We start from the raw sequence: 22,215 nt of genomic DNA, 5'->3' as shown, positions 1-22,215 counted from the left end.
GCGGTCCTGACCCCGAAATCGGCGCTCTCACTGTCGCTCGCGCTGCACGAACTGGCCACCAATGCGGCGAAGTTCGGATCCCTTTCTCGGGCCGAGGGGCAGGTCTCCGTTTCATGGCGCGTTTCCGATGACGGATCCCTGCTCATGACCTGGCGGGAGACCGGCGGGCCGACCGTGATGGCTCCGACCCGACGCGGCTTCGGCTCCAGCCTGATCGAGCGTGCCCTCGCTCTCGAGACCGGCGGCAGGGCTACGATAGATTACGCGCCGACGGGCGTCATCTGCGAGATCATGCTGCCCAAATCGGCCTTGGTGGAAATCGGCGACAGAGCGTTGATGCGGGTCGAACCGCCGGAGGCTCCCGTTCCCGCATATGATATTCCCGACAAGCCGAGACTCTTAATCGTCGAGGACTCCTATCTGGTGATCCTGACCCTGGAGGCGATGTGCGAGGATCTGTCCTGGACGGTGGTCGGTCCGGCCACGCGCCTGAGCGAGGCGATCAGGCTCGCTCGAACCGAGACGTTCGATGCCGCTCTGCTGGACGTCAACCTCGACGGCGAGATGTCCTGGGAAGTCGCCGGTATTCTCAAGGACCGCGGTATCCCGTTCGCCTTCAGCACGGGGTACGACGAAACCAACATCCTGCCGGACCATCTCGCTGGCTCGCAGATTTTCGCCAAGCCCTATCGCATGGCGGATGTCGAGAGCCGACTGCGCCGGATGATGTCCCTCAACGCGGCTGGCGAGACGACCTAGCTGACCCCGGGCTCAAGCGGCGAGCGACCGCGTCGCGAGCGGTAGCCCACCGGGGCTGTCGTTAACCCTTTCTCGACAGCATTCGTTAACCCTGTCGGCATGAGCGCGATTCGACCCGACATCCCGCAGACCCTGCCCGCCACGACCCCGGCGGGACCGTCGGCCCAGGCGAAAGCCGCGCAAGCCGCCTTCTTCCGGGCAGCGCTCAACGAGGTCCAGGCGGCCCAGCCCCGTCCGCAGGCCGCGCAGACGCTCCAGACCCCCCAGGCGAGCGAGCCGGACTCCCCCCGCCTGCCTCGTCTCGGCCAGCTGCTCGACATCCGGGTCTAGGTTCGAGCGACGCCATCAGGTGACCCCGGCGCCCCGTGGTGCTAGACGCGCGCGCATCCCCCCCCCTCCCCCGGATTCGCCCATGCCCGCCGCCCCCGACTTTCCGCCCGCCCCTGACGCGGTGACGCCCGTCCGCGCCCTGATCTCACTATCGGACAAGACGGGGCTGGAGGACGCCGCGCGCGCGATGCACGAGGCCGGGGTCGAACTGGTCTCGACCGGCGGCACCCGCGCCGCCATCGCCGGGTTCGGCCTGCCGGTGAAGGACGTCGCCGACCTGACCGGCTTCCCGGAGATGATGGACGGCCGGGTCAAGACCCTGCATCCCGTCGTCCACGGCGGCCTGCTGGGCGTGCGCGACGCCGCCGATCACAGGGCGGCGATGGACGAGCACGGCATCGGTCCGATCGATATCGTCTGGATCGACCTCTATCCGTTCAAATCAACCGTTGCCTCGGGCGCCGGCTTCGACGCCGTGATCGAGAACATCGACATCGGCGGCCCGGCCATGATCCGCTCGGGCTCCAAGAACCACGGCTATGTCGCCGTCGCGGTCGACAGCGAAAGCATCGGCCTGATCGTCGAGGCCCTGAAGACCTCCGGTTCGACGTCGCTGGCCCTGCGCAAACAGCTCGCCGCCCGCGCCTTCGCCCGCACCGCCGCCTATGACGCCGCCGTCTCGGGCTGGTTCGCGGGACAGCTGGAAGACGCCGCCCCGGCCCGCAAATCCATCGCCGGTTCGCTGGCTCAGACCCTGCGCTACGGCGAGAACCCGCACCAGACGGGCGCCTTCTACCGTACCGGAGAGACCCGCCCCGGCGTCGCCCACGCGACCCAGATCCAGGGCAAGGAACTGGGCTACAACAACATCGCCGACGCCGACGCCGCCTATGAGCTGGTCGCCGAGTTCGAAAGCCCCGCCTGCGTCATCGTCAAACACGCCAACCCCTGCGGCGTGGCGGTCGGCAAGGACCTTGGCGAGGCCTATGCACGCGCTCTGGAGTGTGACGCCGTCTCGGCCTTCGGCGGCGTCATCGCCGTCAACCGCCCGCTGAACGGCGCCGACGCCCGCGCCATCACCGAAATCTTCACCGAGGTCGTCATCGCCCCCGGGGCCGATGACGAGGCCAGGGCTGTCTTCGCGGCCAAGAAGAACCTGCGCCTGCTCATCACCGACGGCTTGCCCGACCCGCATGGCCCGGGCGAAGTCTTCCGCTCGGTCGCCGGCGGCTTCCTCGTCCAGTCGCGCGACCGTTCGCAGATCAAGCCCGCCGACCTCAGGATCGTCACCCGCCGCCAGCCGACGCCTCAGGAGATCGAGGACATGCTGTTCGCCTTCACGATCGCCAAACACGTCAAGTCCAACGCCATCGTCTACGCTAGGGACGGCCAGACCGCCGGCATCGGCGCCGGCCAGATGAACCGCCGCGACTCGGCTCGCATCGCCGCCATCCGCGCCAGGGAAGCGGGCGAGGCCAAGGGTCTGGCGCATTCGCTGGCGCAAGGATCGGCCTGTGCGTCGGAAGCCTTCATCCCCTTCGCTGACGGTCTGCTGGAAGCCGTGGCGGCCGGCGCCACCTCGGTGATCCAGCCGGGCGGTTCCATGCGCGACGCCGAGGTCATCGCGGCGGCGGACGAACAGAACATCGCCATGGCCTTCACTGGCGTGCGGGTGTTCCGGCACTGAACCGTCTTCCTTCTCCCGTGGGGTCGACGAAGGATCGGATGCGATCCAAGAAGGGGTGGCTCGCGAAGCGAGACGGATGAGGGTCGGATCTCACCGGTGACGCACGGCCCTCACCCTTTCGCCTGGCCGATCGCTACGCTCCCGGAGGCTCAAGCCCTCTCCCAACGGGAGAGGGGACGTCATAGGGTGCCCCCATGGACACCCTCTCCGACCGCTGGGCGAAGCTTGAGCCCTTCGCCACCGTCGTCGGCCCCGACGACGACCGGCCGCGGCCGACGGCGATCCTGTTCCACGGTTGCGGCGGCCTGCGCGGCCATTTGCCGATGTACGCCCAGGCGGCGAAAGAGGCCGGCTGGCGGACGGTGATCGTCGACTCCTATGCCCCGCGCGGCTGGTCGCGCGAGTTCGCCATGGCCACGGTCTGCACCGGCCTGCTGCTACGCGGCTGGGAGCGGGGCGGCGATGTGATGGCCTCGATCCAGGGCGTCTCGGCCCGGCCCGACGTCGATGGGAGCCGCATCGCCCTGGCCGGCTGGAGCCACGGCGGCTGGGGCATCATGGAGGCCATGAGCTGTGATCCGGGTCCGGCGAAGGCGCTTGGCGTCAGGGACGCGGAGACCGCCGACCTGTCGGGCGTCAAGGCGACCTATCTGGCCTATCCCTATGTGGGCGTCGCGGCCCTGAACCGGATGCGGCCCTGGCGGCATTGTCCGAAGACCCTGGCCGTCATCTCCCGGAAGGATCACCTGACCACGGTCCGCAACGCCGAGCGCGTGCATGCCATGGTCCGCAACTGCGGCGCCGAGGTCGAGACCTGGATCGCGCCCGGCACCCACAGTTTCGACGAGCCGATGACGGCCCTGCCGATGAAATACGACGCCGAACTGACCGACGAGGCGATCCGCCGGTTCAGGGCCCTGCTGGAAGACGTCGCGGTCGCGCCGCGTCCGGTTCACGCCGCCGCCTGATGGACACCCAGGCGGAGCGCCGGGTCAGCCAAGCGAGGCTTCGACCCGGACCTTCGCCCTGACCGAGTTGGCCATGTCGCAACTCTCGTGCGCCTCATGGTGCAGCTGGTCCAGTTCGGCCTGATCCGGCCGGCGACCGGCGAAGGCCGTGACGGGCCGCAGGGTCACCTCGCTCATATATCTTCGCCCCGCGCCGTCATGGCCCAGGACGCCCGAGGCCTGATCGACATACCGGTCCACGACCAGCCCGGCGCGAGCCGCGAAGTCGAGGAACCACAGCATGTGACAGCTGGACAGGGAGGCTACCAGAGCCTCCTCCGGGTCGACCGCAGCCGGGTCGGAGAACGGAACCCGCACGCTCGACGGCGACGAGGACCCGCGCACCACCGCCCCGCCGTCGAAGGTCCAGTCGTGAGCGCGGGAATAGCGCTTGTCGGCGAAGGGCTGGTCGCCCCGGCTCCAGGCGATGGTCGCGACGTGCTCGCTCATCCGGCTCTCCGCTACTTGAGGATCGTATAGGTCATCGGCGCCCGGGCCTCGAATCCCAGCGACCGGTAGAAGGCGATAGTCGCGTCATGCCCGGCAAAGGCGTGCAGGAAGGCGGCCTCGCCGGTCGCCAGGATTTCGCCGACCACCGCCCGCGACAGACCCCCCGCATAGCCGCATCCGCGATGATCGGGATGGGTGCAGACGCCGCTGAGCTCGGTGAAGCCGTCGACCCGCAGCCGCCGCCCCGCCATGCCCACAAGTCGCCCGTCCTGCCTGACCCCGATGAAGGGCCCCAGCCGCCGCGTCCTTGATCGGAAGGGGCCGGGCCGGGTCAGGGTCGCGAGCGCCAGCATCTCGGGCGCATCCGTCTCGGTCAGGGTTTCGAACGCAAGGTCCGGTCCACCCGGCGTCAGGACCTCGCAGACCATCTGGAGCAGCGGGATGCGGTTGATCACCTCGACGCCGGGCAGGTCGACTTCGGCCAGCGGCCCGCCGGTCTTCTCGACCAGTCCCGCCCCGGGGTGAGCCCGGGCGAGTGCGGCCATCGCCTTCAGCGTTTCGGGTTCCGCATCGGCGCCGGAGACGAAGATCCCGACCTCCGGATCGATCCTCACGGCGCGCGCATCGGAGTCGGCGGTGACGAAGCCCGACAACCGGCTGGTCAGGGCGTTCCACACGGCGCGGTCCAGCGGATGGGTCATGGCCACGCCTTAGCCCGCAGGAGATTTCGCGTCAGCCCCGGTGACGAGGCCAGGTCCGAAAACCGCTCCCCCCTGTCATCCCTGCGCAGGCGAGGACGCGATCAGGCCTGCCAGAAGCCGACGATTTGCTTGACCTCGGCGATGACCGGGTCGGCGATCTCGGCGGCGCGTTCGGCGCCGTCCCTGAAGACGCGGTCGATCTCGGCCGGGTCGTCCATCAGCCGGCGCATCTCCGCCGTGACGGGCGCCAGCGACGACACGGCCAGGTCGGCCAGCGCCGGCTTGAAGGCGCCGAAGCCCTGGCCGGCGAACTCGGCCGTGATCTCCTCGCGCGTGCGGTCGGACAGGGCGGCGTAGATGGCGATCAGGTTCTTGACCTCAGGACGTTCGTCCAGGCTCTCGCCGGGCTCGGGCATGACGCCCATGTCGGTCTTGGACTTGCGGATCTTGGACGCGATGGTGTCGGCGTCGTCGGTCAGGTTGATGCGGCTCTGGTCCGAGGGGTCGGACTTGGACATCTTGGCCGCCCCGTCCCGCAGGCTCATGACCCGCGTCGCCGGCCCCTGGATCAGGGGTTCGGGCAGGGGGAAATAGCCCGGCGCGTTGAAGTCGGTGTTGAACTTGCCGGCGATGTCGCGGGTCAGTTCCAGATGCTGTTTCTGGTCCTCGCCCACCGGCACCTCGGTCGCCTTGTAGAGCAGGATGTCGGCGGCCTGGAGCACGGGGTAGGTGTAGAGGCCGACCGAGGCCCGTTCCTTGTGCTTGCCCGACTTCTCCTTGAACTGGGTCATCCGGTCCAGCCAGCCGAGGCGGGCGACGCAGTTCAGGATCCAGGCCAGTTCGGCATGGGCGCGCACGGCCGACTGCGGGAAGATGGTCGATTTCGCGGGGTCCAGGCCCGAGGCGATATAGGCGGCCGCGATCTCACGCGTCTGGGCGGCCAGCAGGGCCGGGTCCTGCCACACGGTGATGGCGTGCAGGTCGGCCACGAACAGGAAACAGGGCGCGCCCGTTTCCTGGAGCGCCGTGAACCGCTTCAAAGCCCCCAGATAGTTGCCCAGGTGCAGGGCGCCGGAGGCCTGGATGCCGCTCAGGATGCGGCGCGGGCCGGTGTAGGCGGGGGCGGTCGCAGAAACGTCAGTCATCACTCGAGTCCGGTGGGGGTGGACGCCCCCGGTTCACGTCGCAGCGTCGCCTTCAGTTCGGAGAGGCTGACGGCGCGGAAAAGCACGATGCAGACGCCATACACAAGAGCGCCCACGCCGACGACCGCGATCACGGCGATCTCCTTGGCGAACAGACTCTGGCTGAGCTCGCGGTAGAAGAGGCTGGCGGGGATCAGGACGACGGCCATGACGGCCGATGCGGCCAGCACGCGCGAGAACCTGCCGACGAAGCGGACGGAGGGGGCCCAGACCCCTTCGCGGATCAGGGTCCCGCCCAGAAGCGCGACATTGATCCAGGCCGAGACCGACGTGGCGATGGCCAGGCCCAGCACCCCGTCGACGCCGATCCGGCTGAACCAGAAGAACAGACCTGAACCCAGGGCCACGGTCACCGCGACCGAAATCACCGCGAAGATCATCGGGCGGCGCGTGTCCTCCCGCGCGAAGAAGGGCGGGGTCAGGACCTTGGCCAGGACGAAGGCGGGCACGCCCCAGGCGAACTGGCGCAGCACGTCGGCGGTGCGGGCCGCGTCCAGGCTGGTGAAGGCCCCGCGCGTCACCGTGGCGTCGATGATGAAGAAGGGGATGACGAACAGGGCCACGGCGGCCGGCAGGGTGAAGGCCATGGACAGGGTAATGCCGTCGTCCAGCGTCCGTCGCCCGCCCTCGTGGTCGCCCGAGACGAAGGCCTTGGTCAGGCGCGGCACGAGGGCCAGGCCGATGGCCACGCCGACGAGGCCGAGCGGCAGCTGGTAAAGCCGGTCGGCGTTGTAGAGCACCGAACGGGCCCCCTCGTTCGACCCGGTCAGCAGCTGGCTGACCACCGAGTTCAGCTGCAGGGCGCCGCCCGCCAGCACGCCCGGAATGGCCAGCTTCAGCGTACGCGACACGCCGGCCGTCAGCCGGGGCCAGGACAGGTTCAGCCGGATGCCCAGCCGGCGCACACCCCACCACAGGAGCCCCGCCTGGATCACGCCGGACACGGTGACGGCGGCCGAGACGGCCAGCAGGGTCGTCGGCGGACTCATCGGAAGGAAGCTGGGGGCCATTAGGGGCACCAGGGTGCACAGGTTCAGGAACACCGGCACGCCCGCCGACAGGGCGAACCGGCCCGAGGTGTTCAGCACGCCGGACAGCAGCGAGGCGATGGTCATGCAGGCCAGATAGGGCATGGTCAGCTGGGCGGCCGTGGTCGCCGCGAACATCACGCCGCTGTCGTCCCGATAGGCCGAAAGCAGCACCGGCATGATCCAGGGCATGGCGGCCTGCAGGACGATACAGAACCCGGCCACGACCGCGAACATGAAGCTGAGGGCCTCGGACGCCGTCACGGCCGCCGCTTCCTCGCCGTCACGCGCGCGCACGCCGCCATAGATGGGCACGAAGGCCTGGGCGAAGGCCCCTTCCGCGAACAGACGGCGGAACATGTTGGGCAGCATCAGCGCCGTGGTGAAGGCGTCCATCATCGGCCCCTGGCCGAAGCGGGCCGACAGGACCAGGTCGCGAGCGAAGCCCAGGATACGGCTGCCCAACGTCAGGGTCGCCTGAACGAGCGTGTTGCGGGCCAGGCTCACTCTAGATTTTCCCGCTCGTCCCCGCGAAAGCGGGGATCCAGGTCCTGGGTGGCTCACTTCTGCGCGGGATCAACGTCAGTGCAGGCACGGTGGCGCCGATCATCCAAAGGTCTGGGTCCCCGCTTTCGCGGGGATGAGCGGAATTTCAATGGCCCTTAGCGCGGTTCCGGCCCGGGCGAAACGGCCTTGCGGGGCCTCAGGTCGGAGACGTCGCGCGCACTCGCCCGCGCCGCCGTGATGCGGCGACCCTGCGGCTGCTCGGGCGCCCGGTCCAGCACCGCTTCCAGCGCTGCATGGACCTCGTCCAGCACGGCGTCCGACGTGATCTTCCGGCCCTCGGCATCGGTCACATAGAAGCTGTCCACCGCCCGCTCTCCGAACCCGGCGACATGGGCCGAACGGATCGACAGGGCGTGATCCGACAGGGTGCGGGACAGCTCGGCCAGCAGGCCCGGCCGGTCGGCGCCCGAGACCTCGATCACCGTGGCGTCTGCCGAGGCGGCATCGTCGATCATCACCACCGGCCGGACGTCAAACACCGCGCGGCGCGGCGAGGGTTTGGGCATGGCCGGGGGGGCGATCGGCGTCTCGCCGCGCGCCGCCGCCTCCAGCGCAGCGATCAGGGAGGTGAGGCGGCGCGGCTCGTCGTGACCATAGGGACGGTCTGCCCCGTCCTGGACCTGGAATACGTCCAGGGCCGTGCCGTCGGCGGCGGTCGCCACCCGGGCCCCGGCGACGTCAGCCCCCGCCGCCGCGAGCACTGCCGTCAGATCGGCGAACAGGCCCGGTCGGTCGCGGGCGGCCAGGGCGATTTCGGTCGTGGCCTCCATCGTGCCCGGTCCCCGGCGCGCCTCGGCCGCCGCCCCGGTGGCGCAGGCGCGGGCGACGAGATCAGCGTGGTCGGCCAGGGGGTCTGCCCCGACGGCGCTCTCGCCCCGGAACAGGGCCTCGACCCGGCCGTAGAGGCTGCGCATCAACTGGCCCTTCCAGCTGTTCCATACCCCCGGCCCGACGGCGCGGATATCGGCCACCGTCAGGACCAGCAGCATCCGCAAACGCTCGGGATCGCCGACGATCTCGGCAAAGGCCTGCACGGTCGCGGGATCGGAAATGTCCCGCTTCTGCGCGTAGTCGGACAGGGCCAGGTGATGCCGCACCAGCCAGACCACGATCTCGATCCGCCGCGTCTCGATCCCCAGCCGTTCGCAGGCCCGGCGCGCGGCGATCGCCCCGTCCTCCAGTTGCCCCCGTTCCCCGCCCTTGCCGACGTCATGCAGCAGCATGGCCAGCATCAGGGCCTCCGGATCGGCGATCAGATGGATCACCTCGGTGGCCAGTGGATGATCGTCCTTCAGCTTGCCGCGCTGGATGTCGTTGATGATGCCGATGGCCTGCAGCGTGTGCTCGTCGACCGTATAGGCGTGGTACATGTTGAACTGGGTCTGGCCGACGATCCGGCCCCATTCGGGCAGGAACCGGCCCAGCAGCCCGGCCTCGTTCATGATGGTCAGGACGCGATAGGGCCTCTGCCCGTGCGCCAGCACATGCAGCAACGCTGCGGTCGCGCGCGGATCGCGTCTCAGCTTCGGCGTCACCAGGGCCAGCGACCGGGTCACGGCGGAGAAGGCATGGGGATGGACGTCCAGGTCGTGCTGGTCGGCCGTGACGAACAGCGTCAGCAGCTTGACCGGGTCCTCGGCGAAGACCTCCGGTCCCGTGACCGACAGCCGCCCGCCGTCCTCGATGAAGCCGGGCACGCCCAGGTCCCGCTTGCGCCCCGGGCTCAGCCGCGACAGGCTCATCGTCTTCTTCTGATGGCGGGCCTCCAGCGTCGCGCTCATGGCCCGGGTCAGGCCGCCGACGTCGCGGGCGACCAGAAAGTATCGGCGCATGAACCGCTCGACGGCCGGCTCGTCGCCCCGGCCGCGCCACCCCATTCGCCGCGCCACCTCGGGCTGCAGGTCGAAGGTCAGCTTTTCCTCGGCGCGCCCCGCCGCGAGGTGCAGATGCGCCCGCACGCGCCACAGGAAGTCAAAGGCCTCTTCGAAGGCCCGGCGCTCGCGCGGCGTCAGAAGTTCATCCAGCACCCGGGCGCCCAGCGGGCTTTCCGGCGCCAGCGACCGCGCGATCCAGAACAGGGTGTTGAGGTCGCGCAGCCCCCCCTTGCCATCCTTGATGTTCGGCTCGACGCGATAGCGGACGGCGCCGGCCCTCGCGTGGCGGCCATCGCGCTCCTCCATCTTGGCGGCGATGAAGGGGCGCGGATCGGCGTTGGTGACCATGCTCCGGAAGCGCCAGAGGAAATTCTCGGTGACCTGTTCGTCGCCCGCCAGAGGCCGGGCCTCCAGAAGCGCCGTGCGGATGGTCATGTCGGAGCGGGCCAGCGACAGGGCCTCGTCCACCGACCGGGCCGAGGACCCGACCTTCAGCCCGAGGTCCCACAGGACGTAGAGCATGAACTCGGCCACCGTCTCGGTCCGCGCCGTGGTCTTCCACGGCCGCAGGAAGACGAGGTCCAGATCCGAAAACGGCGCCAGCACGCCCCGGCCGTAGCCGCCGACCGCGATCAGGCTGAGCTTCTCCGCCTCGGTCGGGTTGTGGGACGGATAGAGGGTCTCGGTCGTGAACCGCCACAGCGCGAGCAACAGCTCGTCGGCCGCCGCGGAATAGAGGCGCGCCACGTCCACGCCCGGCAGACCGGCTGCGAGTTTCGCCGCGATCTTCTCGCGCGCCGCGTCGTAGTGGGCTTTCAGGATGGCGGCGACGGCGGGCCGCACGCCCGGACCGGACACGACGGCGTCGAGGCGGGCGTCGAGGATGTCGCTCACGGACTGATCCTCCCCCGTTGGGGGAGGTGGCGCGGCGCGTCTTCGCGCCGTGACGGAGGGGGCTCGAACCAGAGTCCGGCATGCGCGGCCTGCCCCCTCCACCGCTCCGCGGTCCCCCTCCCCCAGGGGGGGGAGGATTGAAGCAAACATCACCGCGCCAGCCCCTTCAACCGGTACAACGCCTCCAGCGCCTCGCGCGGGCTGAGCGCATCGGGATCCAGCGCCGCCACCGCCTCATCGATGGCCGATTTCAACGCCGGCGCAGGCGGCTCCATCACGGCGAACAGCGGCAGGTCGTCGAGCCTCCCATGCGCGGCCTTTTCGGTCTCAAGCCGGTCCAGCACGGCCCGCGCGCGGGCGACCACGGCCGGAGGCACCCCTGCCAGCTTTGCCACCTGGACGCCGTAGGACCGGTCCGCCGCCCCCGGCGCCGCCTCGTGCAGAAAGACCAGTTCGCCGTTCCACTCCTTCGCCTTCATGGACAGGTTGCAGACGTGGTCCAGCCGCTCCTCCAGCCGCGCCAGCTCGTGATAGTGGGTGGCGAACAGGGTCCGCGACCGGTTCACGTCGTGCAGGGCCTCGGCGCAGGCCCAGGCGATGGCGAGGCCGTCATAGGTGGCAGTGCCCCGCCCGATCTCGTCCAGAACGATGAAACTCTGTGGTGTGGCCTGGGTTAGGATGGCGGCCGTCTCGACCATCTCCATCATGAAGGTGGAACGGCCCCGGGCCAGATCGTCGCCGGCCCCGACGCGGCTGAACAGCCGGTCGACCACGCCCAGCCGCATCGATTTCGCCGGCACGAAACAGGCCCCTTGCGCCAGCACCACCAGCAGGGCGTTCTGGCGCAGGAAGGTCGACTTGCCGGCCATGTTCGGCCCGGTCACGATCGACAGCCGCGCGCATCCCGCCCCGTCGCCGTCCAGCCTGCAGTCGTTGGGCGTGAACGGATCGCCCGCCCGCTTCACCGCCGCCTCGACCACCGGATGCCGGCCGCCCTCGACGGCGAAGACCCTGGAACCGTCCACCACGGGTCGGACCGCCCCCACCTCCTCGGCCCATTCGGCGAGGGCGGCGGTGGCGTCGAGTTCGGCCAGGGCGTCGGCCACCGCCTGCAACGGCATGGCCAGCGCCTGGACCGTCTTACGCCAGACCTCGAAGGTCTCGCCCTCCATGGCCAGCGCCCGGTGCCCGGCCTGGCTGATCTTGGCGTCCAGCTCCGACAGCTCGACCGTGGTGAACCGCACCTGGGCCGCCAGGGTCTGACGGTGGATGAAGGGGCTTTCCGGTCCGGCCCGGAACAGGGGCTCGGCGTGTTTGGCGGTCGTCTCGAGGAAATAGCCGAGCACCGCATTGTGCTTGATCTTGAACGGCACCCCGCTGTCGGCCACGGCGCGGGCTTCCAGATCGGCGACGACCCGGCGGCTGTCGTCGCGCAGGGTCCGGGCCGTATCGAGCTCCGGCCTGAAGCCCGGCTTCACGAAGCCGCCGTCGCGCGCCAGATGCGGCGGCTCCTCGGCGAGCCCCTCGGCGAGATCGAGCATGAGCCGCGCCAGATCGGGCGACAGGGTCAGCCGGTCGAGACAGGCGACGATCCGCGCCGGCGGACCTGTGAGGGGATCAGGCGAGACCGTGAACAGGCCGGCGAGAGCCTCGGCGATGGTCAGGCCCGCCCGGATGGCGGCCAGGTCCCGCGGTCCGCCACGTCCGAGCGCCAGACGCGACACGGCCCGCGCCACATCGGCCGACGCCTTCAGCCCGTCGCGGAGGTCCCGCCGCAGCGACCGCCGCTCCAGCAGCCATTCGACCGCATCGAGCCCATGATTGATCTCAACCGGATTGCGCAGCGGCCGGGCGATCCGCTCGGCCAGGGCCCGCGCCCCGCCCGAGGTCACCGTCCGGTCGATACAGGCCAGCAGCGATCCCTCGCGCTCGCCCCGCTGCGTTCGATCGATCTCGAGGCTCTGCCGCGTCGCCGGATCGATGGCGAGGAAGCCCGCATCGCCCGACCGGCGCGGCGGAGCCAGGGCCGGGACCTTGCCCGCCTGGGTGGTCTCCAGATAGGCGGCGATCAGCCCGAGCGCGGAGACCTCCGCCTCCTCGAACGCCCCGAACCCGTCCAGCGAGGCCACGCCATACAGGCGCGCCACCCGACCGCCCGCCGCCGCCGGTTCGGCCACGGCGGACGCGAGCGCCTGGACCACGCCGCCCGAGCCGTCGAGCGCGCCTTTCAGATCGGGATCGGAATAGAGTTTGTCGGTGACCAGCACCTCGCTCGGCCTGAACGCCGCCAGCGTCGCGCCCAGATCGCCGATGTCGCAGGCCACGCAGTCCACGGCGCCCGCCGACAGCTCGACCACCGCCACGGCCGCGCGGCCCTTGCGGATGGCCACGGCCGCCAGCCGGTTGGCGCCGCGCGCGTCGAGCAGCGAATCCTCGGTCAGGGTCCCCGGCGTCACCACCCGCACGATGTCGCGCCGGACGATGGACTTGGAGCCGCGCTTCCTCGCCTCGGCGGGGTCCTCCATCTGTTCGCAGATGGCGACGCGGAAGCCCTGGCGGATCAGCCGGGCGATATAGCCCTCGGCGGCATGGTGGGGCATGCCGCACATGGCGATGTCCTCGCCCAGGTGCTTGCCGCGTTTGGTCAGCGTCAGGCCGATGGCGGCGGCCACCAGCTCCGCGTCCCTGAAGAACAGCTCGTAGAAATCGCCCATGCGGAAGAACAGCACCGCATCCGGCTGCGACGCCTTGGCCGCCAGATACTGGGCCATGAAGGGCGTGACGACGCCGGGGTCAGGGGCGGTCGCGTCGGTCTTCGGCGGATGGGAGAGGGGGGCGTTCATGACGTCCGGTCAGGGTGACGGATCGTCGGCGTCGGCTCAAGCGGAGATGTCTCCTCCCTGGCGCGCAGCGGTGGGGAGGTGGCTCGCAGCGCAGCGGAGTGGAGGAAGGGTCGCATGCGACCCGGCGACGGGAGGGGCTCTTGCCGCACGAAGAACCCCTCCGTCGGCTCGCTAAGAGGCGAGCCGCCACCTCCCCCTTCGCCAAGCGGCGAGGAGACAGATTTGTTAGGCCGCGACCTGCTGGCGGTATCCGGCGCTGAGGACGGCGGGTTCCTGGAAGGCCAGGGCGTCCCAGTCCAGGTCGGGACGCGGCGCGTGGGCGGCGGCCAGGACGGCGCGCAGTTCGGCGGCGGAGGCGACGCTGGCGATCACTGCCGCGGCTGGCGGCAGGCCGAGGCAGAAGGCGAGCGCCGCCTGCATCGGATCGATCCGCGCCTCGGCCAGCCGACGCCGGGTGCGCGACAGGGCGATCCCGTGACCGGCCAGATGCGGCGGCAGGTTTTCCTGATTGGTGAACAACAGGCCGCGTGCGAACACCGACGAGACATGGACGTCGACGCCCATCCCGGCGAGGTCGCTGAGTACGCCCTCGGTCACCGGCCGCTGGTCGAGAATATTGCAGGGCATCTGTACGACGTCGGGCTGGAAGCGGCGTGCCAGAAGCGTCGGCCCGTCCTCCATCGTCGCCATGAAACCGATGCGCTTGTACAGGCCGCGGTCCTTCAGCGCCTGCATCCGGTCCCACAGGGCGCGACCCTCGGCCCCGGCCAGATCGCCCGCCCCGGACGCCAGCAGGACGTCGCCGCGTGGCAGGCCCATCCGCTCCAGCGAACGACGGGCGCGGGCCTCGACCCGGTCCAGGCCTTCGGACAGGGCCACAGTGCGCACGGAAACGGAGAAGGGCGAGGGGAAGGGCCAGGCCTGTCCCAGCAGCCGCTCGCTGTCGCCCTGAGGGCGGGTGGCGATCAGGGCGACGCCAGCGTCTGCGGCCGTCTGCAACAGGGTCCGCATGGCCTCTTCGCGTGCGCCGACGGGAATCGGGAGCGCGCGCTCGGGCTCGGTCACGACCGCCAGGGCCAGCTTCGCGGCCGGGGAAGGGGAAACGCCTGATTTCACCCGACCATTCTGCACCGGCAATGCTTAAGCGATGCTGAGGGAGACCCTACCTGTTCCTTACCGGCGGAACGTGAATCGGTCAGTCGGCGCCGGGCTGCCGGTCCGGATGGGCGGCGGCGAAGGCGGGGTGGGCCAGGGCCCGCGCCTCGATCGCCGTCAGCGCGGCGAGCGGCGCCAGGTCCACGTTGAACCGCCGCGCCGAATAGAGTTGCGGGATCAGATAGCAGTCCGCCAGGGTCGGGGCGTCGCCGTGCAGCCAGCCCCTGCCCTGCTTCGCCGTCAGGGCGGTCAGGGCCTCAAATCCTGGGACCATCCAGCGTCCGGCCCAGGCGTCGATCTGCGTTTGATCGGCCCCGAAGGTCGTCCGCAGCTCGGTCAGGACGCGCAGATTGTTCAGCGGATGGATGTCCGAAGCGATCAGTCCGATCAGCCCCCGCACCTGGGCCCGGCCGATGGCGCTCCCGGGCATCAGCGGCGGCTCGGCATAGGTCTCGTCCAGCCACTCCAGGATGGCCGCGCTCTGGGTCAGGACCACGCCGTCCACTTCCAGCGCGGGCACCAGCCCCTGCGGGTTCAGCCTGAGGAAGGCCTCCGACCGCTGCGCCCCGGTGCGCAGGTCGATGTCCTGCTGTTCGTAGTCGACGCCCTTAAGGTTCAGGGCGATGCGGGTCCGGTAGGCCGCGCTGGAACGGAAATAGCCGTGCAGGATCATCGAACCGTGAACCTCAAGGTTTCGAGACCGGCGACCGTCGCCTCGACCGCATCGCCCGCGACCAGGGGCCCGACGCCCTCGGGCGTGCCCGTGAAGATCAGGTCGCCGGGCTGGAGCGCCCACAGTTCGCCCGCCTTCCCGACGATCTCGGCGGGGTTCCAGATCATCTCGGCCAGGGTCGACGACTGTTTCGTCTCGCCGTTGACGGTGATCGCGATGGCCCCCTCCGGCTCCGGGAGGGCGCCGAGCGTCAGGGCGCCGCAGGGCGCAGACTGGTCGAATCCCTTGGCCGCATCCCACGGACGGCCCTTCTCCTTTGCCTGGGCCTGCAGGTCCCGCCGCGTCAGATCGACGCCGACGGCCCATCCGACGATGGCCCCACCCTCACCGATCGCCGCCACCAGCTCGACCTCGTAGTGCAGGTTCGCCGTCGCCGATGGATAGGCCGGGTCGCCGCCGTCCGTGACGATGGCGTCGGCGGGTTTGGAAAAGAAGAAGGGCGCCTGGCGCGTCGGATCATTGTCCATCTCGCGCGCATGGGCCGCATAGTTCTGGCCCACGCACAGGATGCGCCGCACCGGAAAACGGCGCGCATCGCCGACGACGGGCAGGGAAACGGCCGGGGCGGGGGGGAACAGGAAAGAGATCATGGTTGCCGTTGTAGAGCGCTCGCGGGTTTTGAGAAGTGGCTGGTGGCGCGTGCCGGCGGCTGAAACCCTGCCTCAACCCGTCAGCAATCACCCACCACCCGCCACCCTTCTTCGTGCACCGCAAAGGAACCGGCACCGCAATCTGGCGTTCACCGGACTAGGCCTGTATCTAGGGCCAAGCTGACAAAACGGAGCGCGGCACCATGGCGACCACGAAGGCTAGAGAAGACATCAAGAACGACCTGAACACCCTCAAGGAGGACCTGAAGGTCGGCGCCCGCGAAGAAACCGCGCGGCTGAAGGCCAGGGCGGCCGAGACCGAGGCGCTCCTGCGCGAAAAGGCCGCCGAGGCCGACGCCCGCATCCGTGAGCGCGCCGACGAAATGCGCGACCAGGCCCGCGGCTATTACGACCAGGCCCGCGTGCGCGGCCGCGAATATTACGACGACGCCTCCGAGCGTTTCGATGAAGCCCAGCGCTACATCACCGAGCGGGTCCAGGAGCGTCCGGTCCAGTCGACCGCCATTGCCCTGGGTGTCGGCGTCGTGCTCGGCCTGCTGCTGGCGGGTCGTCGCCGCTAATGATCGGCAAGGGGCTGATCAAGAAACTGACGGCGGCCTTCGTGGTCGCCGCTAGCGCCTTCGTGGCGATCGTCGCCCTGGGCGCGACCCTGTATTACGCGCTCGCCCTGGTCCTGCCCGCCCTGGGCGCCGCCGCCATCACGGCCGGGGTCTTCGCCCTGATCGCGATTATCGTGGCCGTCGTCTTCCTCAACCCCGCCGGCGTGATGGATGACGAGGACGAGAAAGAAGAGCCCGAGGGTCTCGGCGGCCGGGCCTATGCCCTGTTCCGCACGCGTCCGATCCTCGGCACGGTCGCGGCGCTTGCCGGGGGCTGGATCTTCCTGCGCAACCCGGCCCTGGCGACCATGGTCGCTGCGGCCTTCACCGAGAAATCGCACACGCGGTACCGGCGATAGGCGGAACGGCTACGCCTTGGGCACGTTGATCAGACAGGCGGCGTCGAGGTTGGGCGGCGCCTGTCATCAACCCCTTTCAAGGAGGGCCGTCCATGATTCGCTGGGCCATTATTTTTCTCGTTGTCGCCCTCGTCGCTGCCGTTCTCGGCTTCGGCGGGATTGCCAACTTCTCGTTCGAAATCGCCAAGTTCGTCGCCGTCATCGCCATTATCCTGTTCGTCATCTCGCTGGTCGCGGGCGGACTTCGGGGACGCGGGACGCGCATATAGCCGGCTGAGGCCAGCACGACAGAGCAAGAGCCGCGGCCTTCTGGTCGCGGCTCTTTCTTTGGGCAGCGCTCGCGGCCGGATAGGGCGACATCCCGATCCGCGCCCTTTCAAACCGCCGCCGCCTCCTTCACCCCCGGTACGGCCGGATCGGGCGCGGTCTCGGCGTGGCGGGTGTCCTGGCGGCGCGGCAGCTTCCAGGACTTGCTGCATTCGAACCGGTCGCCGGTCCAGGCGATGGCGTTGACGGTGATCTGGTGTTTGTCCCAGAGGATTTCGTTGAAGCCGGGCGGGGTGCCGCGCTCCCGGTGCGACAGGGTCCCGCAGCCGATGGCGTAGGAACAGCGGTCCGACAGGTCGATGGGCAGGGCGAACGGCACATGCACATGGCCCGTGGTGATCAGGTCGACCCCCGCCTCGGCGAAGATTGTCGCCGCCGCCTCGCCGCGCCTGACCTCGCCGGTCATCGGCGCGCCGATCATCTCGATCAGCGGATGGTGGCAGGCCAGGATCCTCAGCGCCCCGACCGGCGCCGCACGCAGGGCCTCGGCCGCGCGTCGGGTCTGGTCCAGATCGATGACGCCCTTGGACCAGTTGGCCCGCGCCTGCCAGCCGCGCGCCGTCGTCACGCCCCGCACCATGACGGCGTCGGAAACGAACTCTCCATCATGCGCTGGATAGCCGGTCGCCGTCTCGAACGCCTTCCACGGCCAGAACAGCCGCGCCGCGACGTCCCAGTAGGGCACGTCGTGATTGCCCACGATGACGAAGCGCGGCGTCGGCATGGCCTTGATCCAGGCGCCGGCGGCCGCGAACTCGTCCGGATAGCCCTTCTGGGTGATGTCACCGGTGATCAGGATCAGATCGCTGGGCGCGGCATGGGCATAGTCGAGCGCGGCGGCGCAGGCGTGCTTGTGCTCGACCCCGAAATGGACGTCCGAAAACTGGAGAACCCGCCCCATGCTCATGCGGCGTCCCCGGCCGTCCCGGACCCGGAGGACTCGGGCGGAAGCGGCTCGGGGACCAGGGCCTGGAAGGCCTTGGGGATGAAGGTCACCGTCGTATCGTGCGGCAGGAGGGTCGGCTCGCCATCGAGCACCGCCGGGATCCGCGACCTGGCCCGGATGTGGATGCGCCTGGCGGGCTGGGTCATGACCGAGGGATCCTGACGCCAGTCGCTGAACAGGGCGGTGGCGGCCAGGCGGAAGGCCTGGGCCGCATCGGCCGGATTCATGGCCGCCGCCTCCAGTCCCACGGGCGCGTCCATGGCCTGGGAGATCATCGGGCTGATCAGAACCAGGGCCTCGCTGCGCCGCGCCCTGCCGCCATCCAGTTCAACCCGGATCTTGCCCGAGAAGGCGCGGCGCAGGGCGCGTCGGCCATAGGTCCAGGCCAGGCTCAGCTTTCCGGTGCGCATCGCCTCCCGGGCCGGAGCCCACAGGGCGGGCGAGCCGAAGATGCCGGCGCAATAGAAGGCCTGGCCCTCGACCGAGCCGCCCGATACGCACTGCGGTTCGCCATGCTCGAGCGCGCGGCGCAGGGCGACCTTCCAGTCGGTCGTGCCGTAAAGCGCCTTGGGCAGCATGTTCATCGTCCCGCCCGGCAGCGGGGCGACCAGCGGGCCCTTCGGCCCGGCCCTTGACGCGACCGCTCGCGCCGTACCGTCGCCGGCCAGGACGAACAGCACGTCCGGCGAGGACGCAATGGCCGTGTTGATCTGGGCGTCCATGGTCTCGCCGACCAGCTCGACGACCTCCGCCTCGCACGGATAGTCGGCCAGGATCGCCTCGACCTCGGCCGCCGCGCGCGGGCCCACCGAACCGGACAGCGGATTGACCAGCACCACCACCCGGGTGATCGCCACATGAGCAGTCAGACTGCGCGGCCCGAAACCGGAGTCCTGGGCCGCGTCGTCGGGCGTAGAGATTTCGACGTCAGGCAGTGTCGTTTCGGTCATTCGCCCCGAACGCGTCGTTTCGCCGGTCGTTCCGGCGAAGCTTCACTATTGCTTCTGGAGTTTATCGGCCGTGGTCGCCGCGCCGGCTTCCAGAGCGTCGCCGGTCTTCTCTGCGGCCGCGCCCGCCTTGTCGACGGCGACCTCGGCGGCCTCGGGGGCCTGGCCGATCAGTTTTCTGCCCTGATCGACGCCGGCGGTGATCCAGCCGTCCATCATGACCCCGCCCTCGGCCAGCGACTGCTCCTTGACGCCCAGCACCGCAGTCAGAACGCCGAACAGCGCCAGCACGGTGACTATCAGGCCCACGAACCCGCCTCCGCCACCGCCTCGCCGTTTCGAGCGGGCCCACACAGGGCTGGCGTGGTCGTCGTCCGCCATACGGACCGGTTCAGGAAAACGCATCATAAAAACCCCCTCGGACTGCCGTGATGCGGACCACGCCCCTCGCGCGCCCGCACTGCAGTCATATGTCATCGTTAACCGGGAGCATAGGCGCGGAACCTCTGCCATAATCCAGCGTTCTCGCTCCCGGGGCGAAACATCAGGAATGAAGGACCATCCTATGAACAAGGCAATTCTCGCGATCGGGGCCGCAGGTCTGCTGGCCACGGCCTGCGCCAGCGACCCGTACGGCAACAGCAGCAGCAACCAGACCGTCCGCCAGGGCGCCATCGGCGCCGGCCTCGGCGCAGTCGCCGGCGCCATCATCGGCAACAACGTTGGTTCGGGTAACGCCGCGACCGGCGCTCTCATCGGCGGCCTCGCCGGCGGCGCCGTCGGCGCTGTCCGCGGCTCGCAAGCCGACCGCAACGCCCAGCAGCGCTACCGCGATAACCGCGGCAGTTACTACTATTGCTACGATAACCGCCAGGACGAGTGCTATTGGGAAAACGGTCAGCGTCGCTACTAGGATACTGAACCGCAAGGTTTTTCAGGGCGGCTCGTCGACGGCGGGCCGCCCTTTCCGTGAGAGAATTCAGGGAGGCGGCGACATGACGATGAAATCGACGATTCTGGCGGCCAGTTTGGCGGCTATGGCGCTGGCGGGGTGTTCAAGCCTGCGGACGCCCAGTCGTGACGAGCTGGTAACCGAGCCCTCGGCCTGCGCCGCCAAGCGGTTCGACATCTATTTCGCCGAGGACCAGGCGAGCCTGACGCCGGCCGCGCGGACGGCGATCGGCCTGACCGCGACCCAACTTCAGGGCTGCGAGATCAAGACCGTCCAGGTGCTGGGCCTGGCGTCGTCTACGGGCAGCGCCGACGCCAATCAGGCCCTGTCCGAGCAACGCGCCCTCGCAGTGGCCGAGGCCCTGACCGCCGCCGGATGGCCGACGCCCGCTTTTGAACTCACCGCTGCAGGTGATCAGGGCGCCACCACGCCCTCAGGCGTGGCCGAACCCCTGCGCCGCCGCACCGAAGTCCTGGTTGAGGCCGCGCCCCGCTAGGGATCGTGCCGTCCGTGCTCGACGACGCCCAGCGCGTCGGCGAGCCGGACCCTGGCCGATCCGCGCGGCAGCGGTTTCGGCTGGCTCTCATGCGGCGCCCAGCCCGCCAGGTTGACGATCTCGAACGTGACCGGAATGCGACCATCGGCCTCGCCATATCGCTTTGAATAGAGGGCGGCCGCCCGCGCGATGATCGGCCGGGTCAGGGGCCGGACCGCGCCCGCCAGCACATTGGTCTCGCCCATGGCGCGCAGGTCGCGGATCAGGGCGAACAGGTCCGGATAGCGAACCGTCAACCGATCCACGTCCGCCACCGGCAGGGCGAACCCGGCCCGCTGCAGCAGGCCCGCCCCGTCGAAGCCGTCGGCAAAGGGAGAGACCCGCGCCTGGGCCCCGCCGCGTTCGGCCAGCTCCGCCTCGGTGAGCACGCCGCGCAGTTCCTTCAGCGTCCCCGCGCCCAGCAGCGTCCCCAGAAACAGCCCGTCCGGCTTCAGCGTCCGCCGGATCTGGCTCAGCGCGCCGGGCAGGTCGTTGGCCCAGTGCAAGGTCATCAAAGACACGATCAGATCAGCCGACCCCGGCTCGATGTCCAGGGTCCTGGCGCCCGGTCCGGCGCGATCCGTCCGATCCCCGACCGCGCGCGGCGGTCCGACCCGGCCAGCGGCATCGCTCCCGGCCAGAGCCTGAGCGAACGGTCCCGGATGCGCAGACAGGTCGACGGCGACCGGAAACTCCCGCAAGGTCGCTTCGAGACTCAGAACGGCGTTCTCGGCGGCGCGGTGGTGCAGGAAGTCGGCGTCAGCGAAACGGCGCTCCGACCGCGCCAGCCGGGCCGCCCGCCGCGCGGCGTCGAAGATCAGGGGAGGGCCGGTTTCGGTCATGGCTGTTCAGGATGGGGGCTGGAGCGAGCGTTGGGAAGACGGCCGGTCGCGGATCGGTCGAAGCCTGACGTCTTTCGGCCGGGGTCTGGCCGACCTGATCCTGCCGCCCATGGCCCATGACAGCCGCGAAGCGACGGCCGCCGCCGGCCTGACCGCCGGCGCCTGGAGCCGGGTGATCTTTCTTGAAGACCCCGTCTGCGACGGCTGCGGGGCGGCGTTCGAATACGACGGCGGCGACTTCGCCTCCGACCGCTGCGCCGCCTGTCTGGCCCGGCCCTACGCCTTCGCCCGCGCCCGCGCCGCCTGCGTCTACGACAACGCCTCGCGCGGCCTGATCCTGAAGTTCAAGCACGGCGACCAGCAGCAGTTCGCATCTCTGTTCGCCCGCTGGCTGGGCCGGGCCGCCGCGCCCCTGGTCGAGGACTGCGACGCCGTCGTGCCCGTGCCGCTGCATCGCTCGCGCCTGCTGGCCCGGCGCTTCAACCAGGCCGCCGAGATCGCGCGGCCGATCGCCCGGGCGGCGAACCGCGACTATCTGCCCGAGGCCCTGATCCGCGCCCGCGCCACCGAAACCCAGGGCGGACGCAGCCTGCGCGGCCGCAAGCTGAATGTGAAATCGGCCTTCGCCGTGTCCGAAGCTGCTGCGCGACAGGTACGCGGGCGGCGCATCCTGCTGGTCGACGACGTCCTGACCACCGGAGCGACGGCCGAGGCCTGCACCCGCGCGCTTCTCGAGGCCGGCGCCCGCGCCTTGGACCTGGCCGTCATCGCGAGGGTGCGAACGGCGCGGGAACTGCCTAGATAGGGGAACAGTTCGATCCGTACGCCTTGCACCGTGCACGGTCGATCACACTGATTTTTCGG

Annotated in this window: 22 protein-coding genes and 1 pseudogene; 10 read left to right on the top strand and 13 right to left on the bottom strand. The window is 69.8% G+C overall.

Annotated elements, in window-relative coordinates:
• The 4 genes and pseudogenes from ACP7AU_RS12185 to ACP7AU_RS12170 all read left to right on the top strand — a co-directional run.
• Positions 1–759: pseudogene (locus ACP7AU_RS12185) on the top strand (hypothetical protein); the annotation flags it as partial.
• A gap of 99 nt (positions 760–858) precedes the next feature.
• Positions 859–1,089: a hypothetical protein gene (locus ACP7AU_RS12180; RefSeq protein ID WP_426038662.1), complete on the top strand. Its 231-nt coding sequence runs from the start codon at positions 859–861 to the stop codon at positions 1,087–1,089.
• Positions 1,090–1,171: 82 nt separating this feature from the next.
• Positions 1,172–2,776, top strand: coding sequence for a bifunctional phosphoribosylaminoimidazolecarboxamide formyltransferase/IMP cyclohydrolase (gene purH, locus ACP7AU_RS12175; protein ID WP_426051557.1), 1,605 nt, complete (start codon positions 1,172–1,174; stop codon positions 2,774–2,776).
• 194 nt (positions 2,777–2,970) lie between these two features.
• Entirely contained in the window at positions 2,971–3,744 is a 774-nt protein-coding gene (locus ACP7AU_RS12170) for a dienelactone hydrolase family protein (protein WP_426038660.1), read from the top strand.
• Positions 3,745–3,768: 24 nt separating this feature from the next.
• Here the strand turns inward: ACP7AU_RS12170 and ACP7AU_RS12165 are convergent, their stop codons facing one another.
• From ACP7AU_RS12165 to ACP7AU_RS12125, 9 genes are all read right to left on the bottom strand, one after another.
• Positions 3,769–4,233: an OsmC family protein gene (locus ACP7AU_RS12165; RefSeq protein WP_426038659.1), complete on the bottom strand. Its 465-nt coding sequence runs from the start codon at positions 4,231–4,233 to the stop codon at positions 3,769–3,771.
• Between the two features lie 11 nt (positions 4,234–4,244).
• Positions 4,245–4,934, bottom strand: coding sequence for a GNAT family N-acetyltransferase (locus ACP7AU_RS12160; protein ID WP_426051556.1), 690 nt, complete (start codon positions 4,932–4,934; stop codon positions 4,245–4,247).
• Between the two features lie 101 nt (positions 4,935–5,035).
• A complete protein-coding gene (trpS, locus tag ACP7AU_RS12155) occupies positions 5,036–6,079 on the bottom strand; it encodes a tryptophan--tRNA ligase (protein ID WP_426051555.1) in 1,044 nt (347 codons plus the stop codon).
• Positions 6,079–7,674, bottom strand: a complete 1,596-nt coding sequence (gene murJ / locus ACP7AU_RS12150) for a murein biosynthesis integral membrane protein MurJ (protein ID WP_426051554.1) — start codon at positions 7,672–7,674, stop codon at positions 6,079–6,081. Before murJ ends, trpS begins: the two co-directional genes overlap by 1 nt.
• 155 nt (positions 7,675–7,829) lie before the next feature.
• Positions 7,830–10,502 (bottom strand): [protein-PII] uridylyltransferase, encoded by a 2,673-nt coding sequence (gene glnD, locus ACP7AU_RS12145; RefSeq protein ID WP_426051553.1) that lies wholly within the window; start codon positions 10,500–10,502, stop codon positions 7,830–7,832.
• A 149-nt stretch (positions 10,503–10,651) separates the two neighbouring features.
• On the bottom strand, positions 10,652–13,345 hold the full coding sequence (gene mutS, locus ACP7AU_RS12140; protein WP_426051552.1) for a DNA mismatch repair protein MutS: 2,694 nt from the start codon (positions 13,343–13,345) through the stop codon (positions 10,652–10,654).
• Positions 13,346–13,570: 225 nt separating this feature from the next.
• A complete protein-coding gene (locus ACP7AU_RS12135) occupies positions 13,571–14,461 on the bottom strand; it encodes an aldo/keto reductase (RefSeq protein ID WP_426038653.1) in 891 nt (296 codons plus the stop codon).
• Between the two features lie 79 nt (positions 14,462–14,540).
• Positions 14,541–15,173 (bottom strand): maleylacetoacetate isomerase, encoded by a 633-nt coding sequence (maiA, locus tag ACP7AU_RS12130; protein WP_426051551.1) that lies wholly within the window; start codon positions 15,171–15,173, stop codon positions 14,541–14,543.
• On the bottom strand, positions 15,170–15,823 hold the full coding sequence (locus ACP7AU_RS12125) for a fumarylacetoacetate hydrolase family protein (protein ID WP_426051550.1): 654 nt from the start codon (positions 15,821–15,823) through the stop codon (positions 15,170–15,172). The genes maiA and ACP7AU_RS12125 overlap by 4 nt, the downstream gene beginning before the upstream one ends.
• 203 nt (positions 15,824–16,026) lie before the next feature.
• Here ACP7AU_RS12125 and ACP7AU_RS12120 point away from each other — a divergent pair, with 203 nt between their 5' ends.
• The 3 genes from ACP7AU_RS12120 (at position 16,027) to ACP7AU_RS12110 (ending at position 17,071) form a co-directional block, all read left to right on the top strand.
• Positions 16,027–16,404 (top strand): glycine zipper domain-containing protein, encoded by a 378-nt coding sequence (locus tag ACP7AU_RS12120; protein ID WP_426051549.1) that lies wholly within the window; start codon positions 16,027–16,029, stop codon positions 16,402–16,404.
• The gene (locus ACP7AU_RS12115) at positions 16,404–16,802 is read left to right on the top strand and encodes a hypothetical protein (RefSeq protein WP_426051548.1); all 399 of its coding nucleotides are present in this window, start codon (positions 16,404–16,406) and stop codon (positions 16,800–16,802) included. Before ACP7AU_RS12120 ends, ACP7AU_RS12115 begins: the two co-directional genes overlap by 1 nt.
• Positions 16,803–16,894: 92 nt before the next feature.
• Entirely contained in the window at positions 16,895–17,071 is a 177-nt protein-coding gene (locus ACP7AU_RS12110) for a DUF1328 domain-containing protein (RefSeq protein WP_309628863.1), read from the top strand.
• Between the two features lie 107 nt (positions 17,072–17,178).
• Here ACP7AU_RS12110 and ACP7AU_RS12105 read toward each other — a convergent pair whose 3' ends face one another.
• The 3 genes from ACP7AU_RS12105 to ACP7AU_RS12095 are packed head-to-tail and all read right to left on the bottom strand — an operon-like array spanning position 17,179 to position 19,427.
• The gene (locus tag ACP7AU_RS12105) at positions 17,179–18,036 is read right to left on the bottom strand and encodes a metallophosphoesterase family protein (RefSeq protein ID WP_426051547.1); all 858 of its coding nucleotides are present in this window, start codon (positions 18,034–18,036) and stop codon (positions 17,179–17,181) included.
• Positions 18,033–19,025: a diacylglycerol/lipid kinase family protein gene (locus tag ACP7AU_RS12100; RefSeq protein ID WP_426051546.1), complete on the bottom strand. Its 993-nt coding sequence runs from the start codon at positions 19,023–19,025 to the stop codon at positions 18,033–18,035. The genes ACP7AU_RS12105 and ACP7AU_RS12100 overlap by 4 nt, the downstream gene beginning before the upstream one ends.
• Before the next feature lie 45 nt (positions 19,026–19,070).
• Positions 19,071–19,427 carry a hypothetical protein gene (locus ACP7AU_RS12095; protein ID WP_426051545.1) on the bottom strand — a complete coding sequence of 119 codons (357 nt, stop codon included), beginning with the start codon at positions 19,425–19,427 and terminating at the stop codon, positions 19,071–19,073.
• A 160-nt stretch (positions 19,428–19,587) separates the two neighbouring features.
• Here ACP7AU_RS12095 and ACP7AU_RS12090 point away from each other — a divergent pair, with 160 nt between their 5' ends.
• Positions 19,588–19,935, top strand: a complete 348-nt coding sequence (locus ACP7AU_RS12090) for a YMGG-like glycine zipper-containing protein (protein WP_426038644.1) — start codon at positions 19,588–19,590, stop codon at positions 19,933–19,935.
• Positions 19,936–20,017: 82 nt separating this feature from the next.
• Entirely contained in the window at positions 20,018–20,470 is a 453-nt protein-coding gene (locus ACP7AU_RS12085; RefSeq protein ID WP_426038643.1) for an OmpA family protein, read from the top strand.
• On the opposite strand, the gene ACP7AU_RS12080 is transcribed toward ACP7AU_RS12085, so the two are convergent.
• Positions 20,467–21,351 (bottom strand): methyltransferase domain-containing protein, encoded by an 885-nt coding sequence (locus ACP7AU_RS12080; protein ID WP_426051544.1) that lies wholly within the window; start codon positions 21,349–21,351, stop codon positions 20,467–20,469. The genes ACP7AU_RS12085 and ACP7AU_RS12080 overlap by 4 nt on opposite strands.
• On the opposite strand from ACP7AU_RS12080, the gene ACP7AU_RS12075 reads away from it, so the two are divergent.
• A complete protein-coding gene (locus ACP7AU_RS12075; protein WP_426051543.1) occupies positions 21,350–22,156 on the top strand; it encodes a ComF family protein in 807 nt (268 codons plus the stop codon). The genes ACP7AU_RS12080 and ACP7AU_RS12075 overlap by 2 nt on opposite strands.
• Positions 22,157–22,215: the final 59 nt, after the last annotated feature.

This window comes from Brevundimonas sp. SL161 (assembly GCF_049896985.1).
Classification (GTDB): domain Bacteria; phylum Pseudomonadota; class Alphaproteobacteria; order Caulobacterales; family Caulobacteraceae; genus Brevundimonas.
The sequence above is the reverse complement of the archived record's forward strand: the minus strand, read 5'-3'. Positions and strand labels throughout refer to the sequence as shown.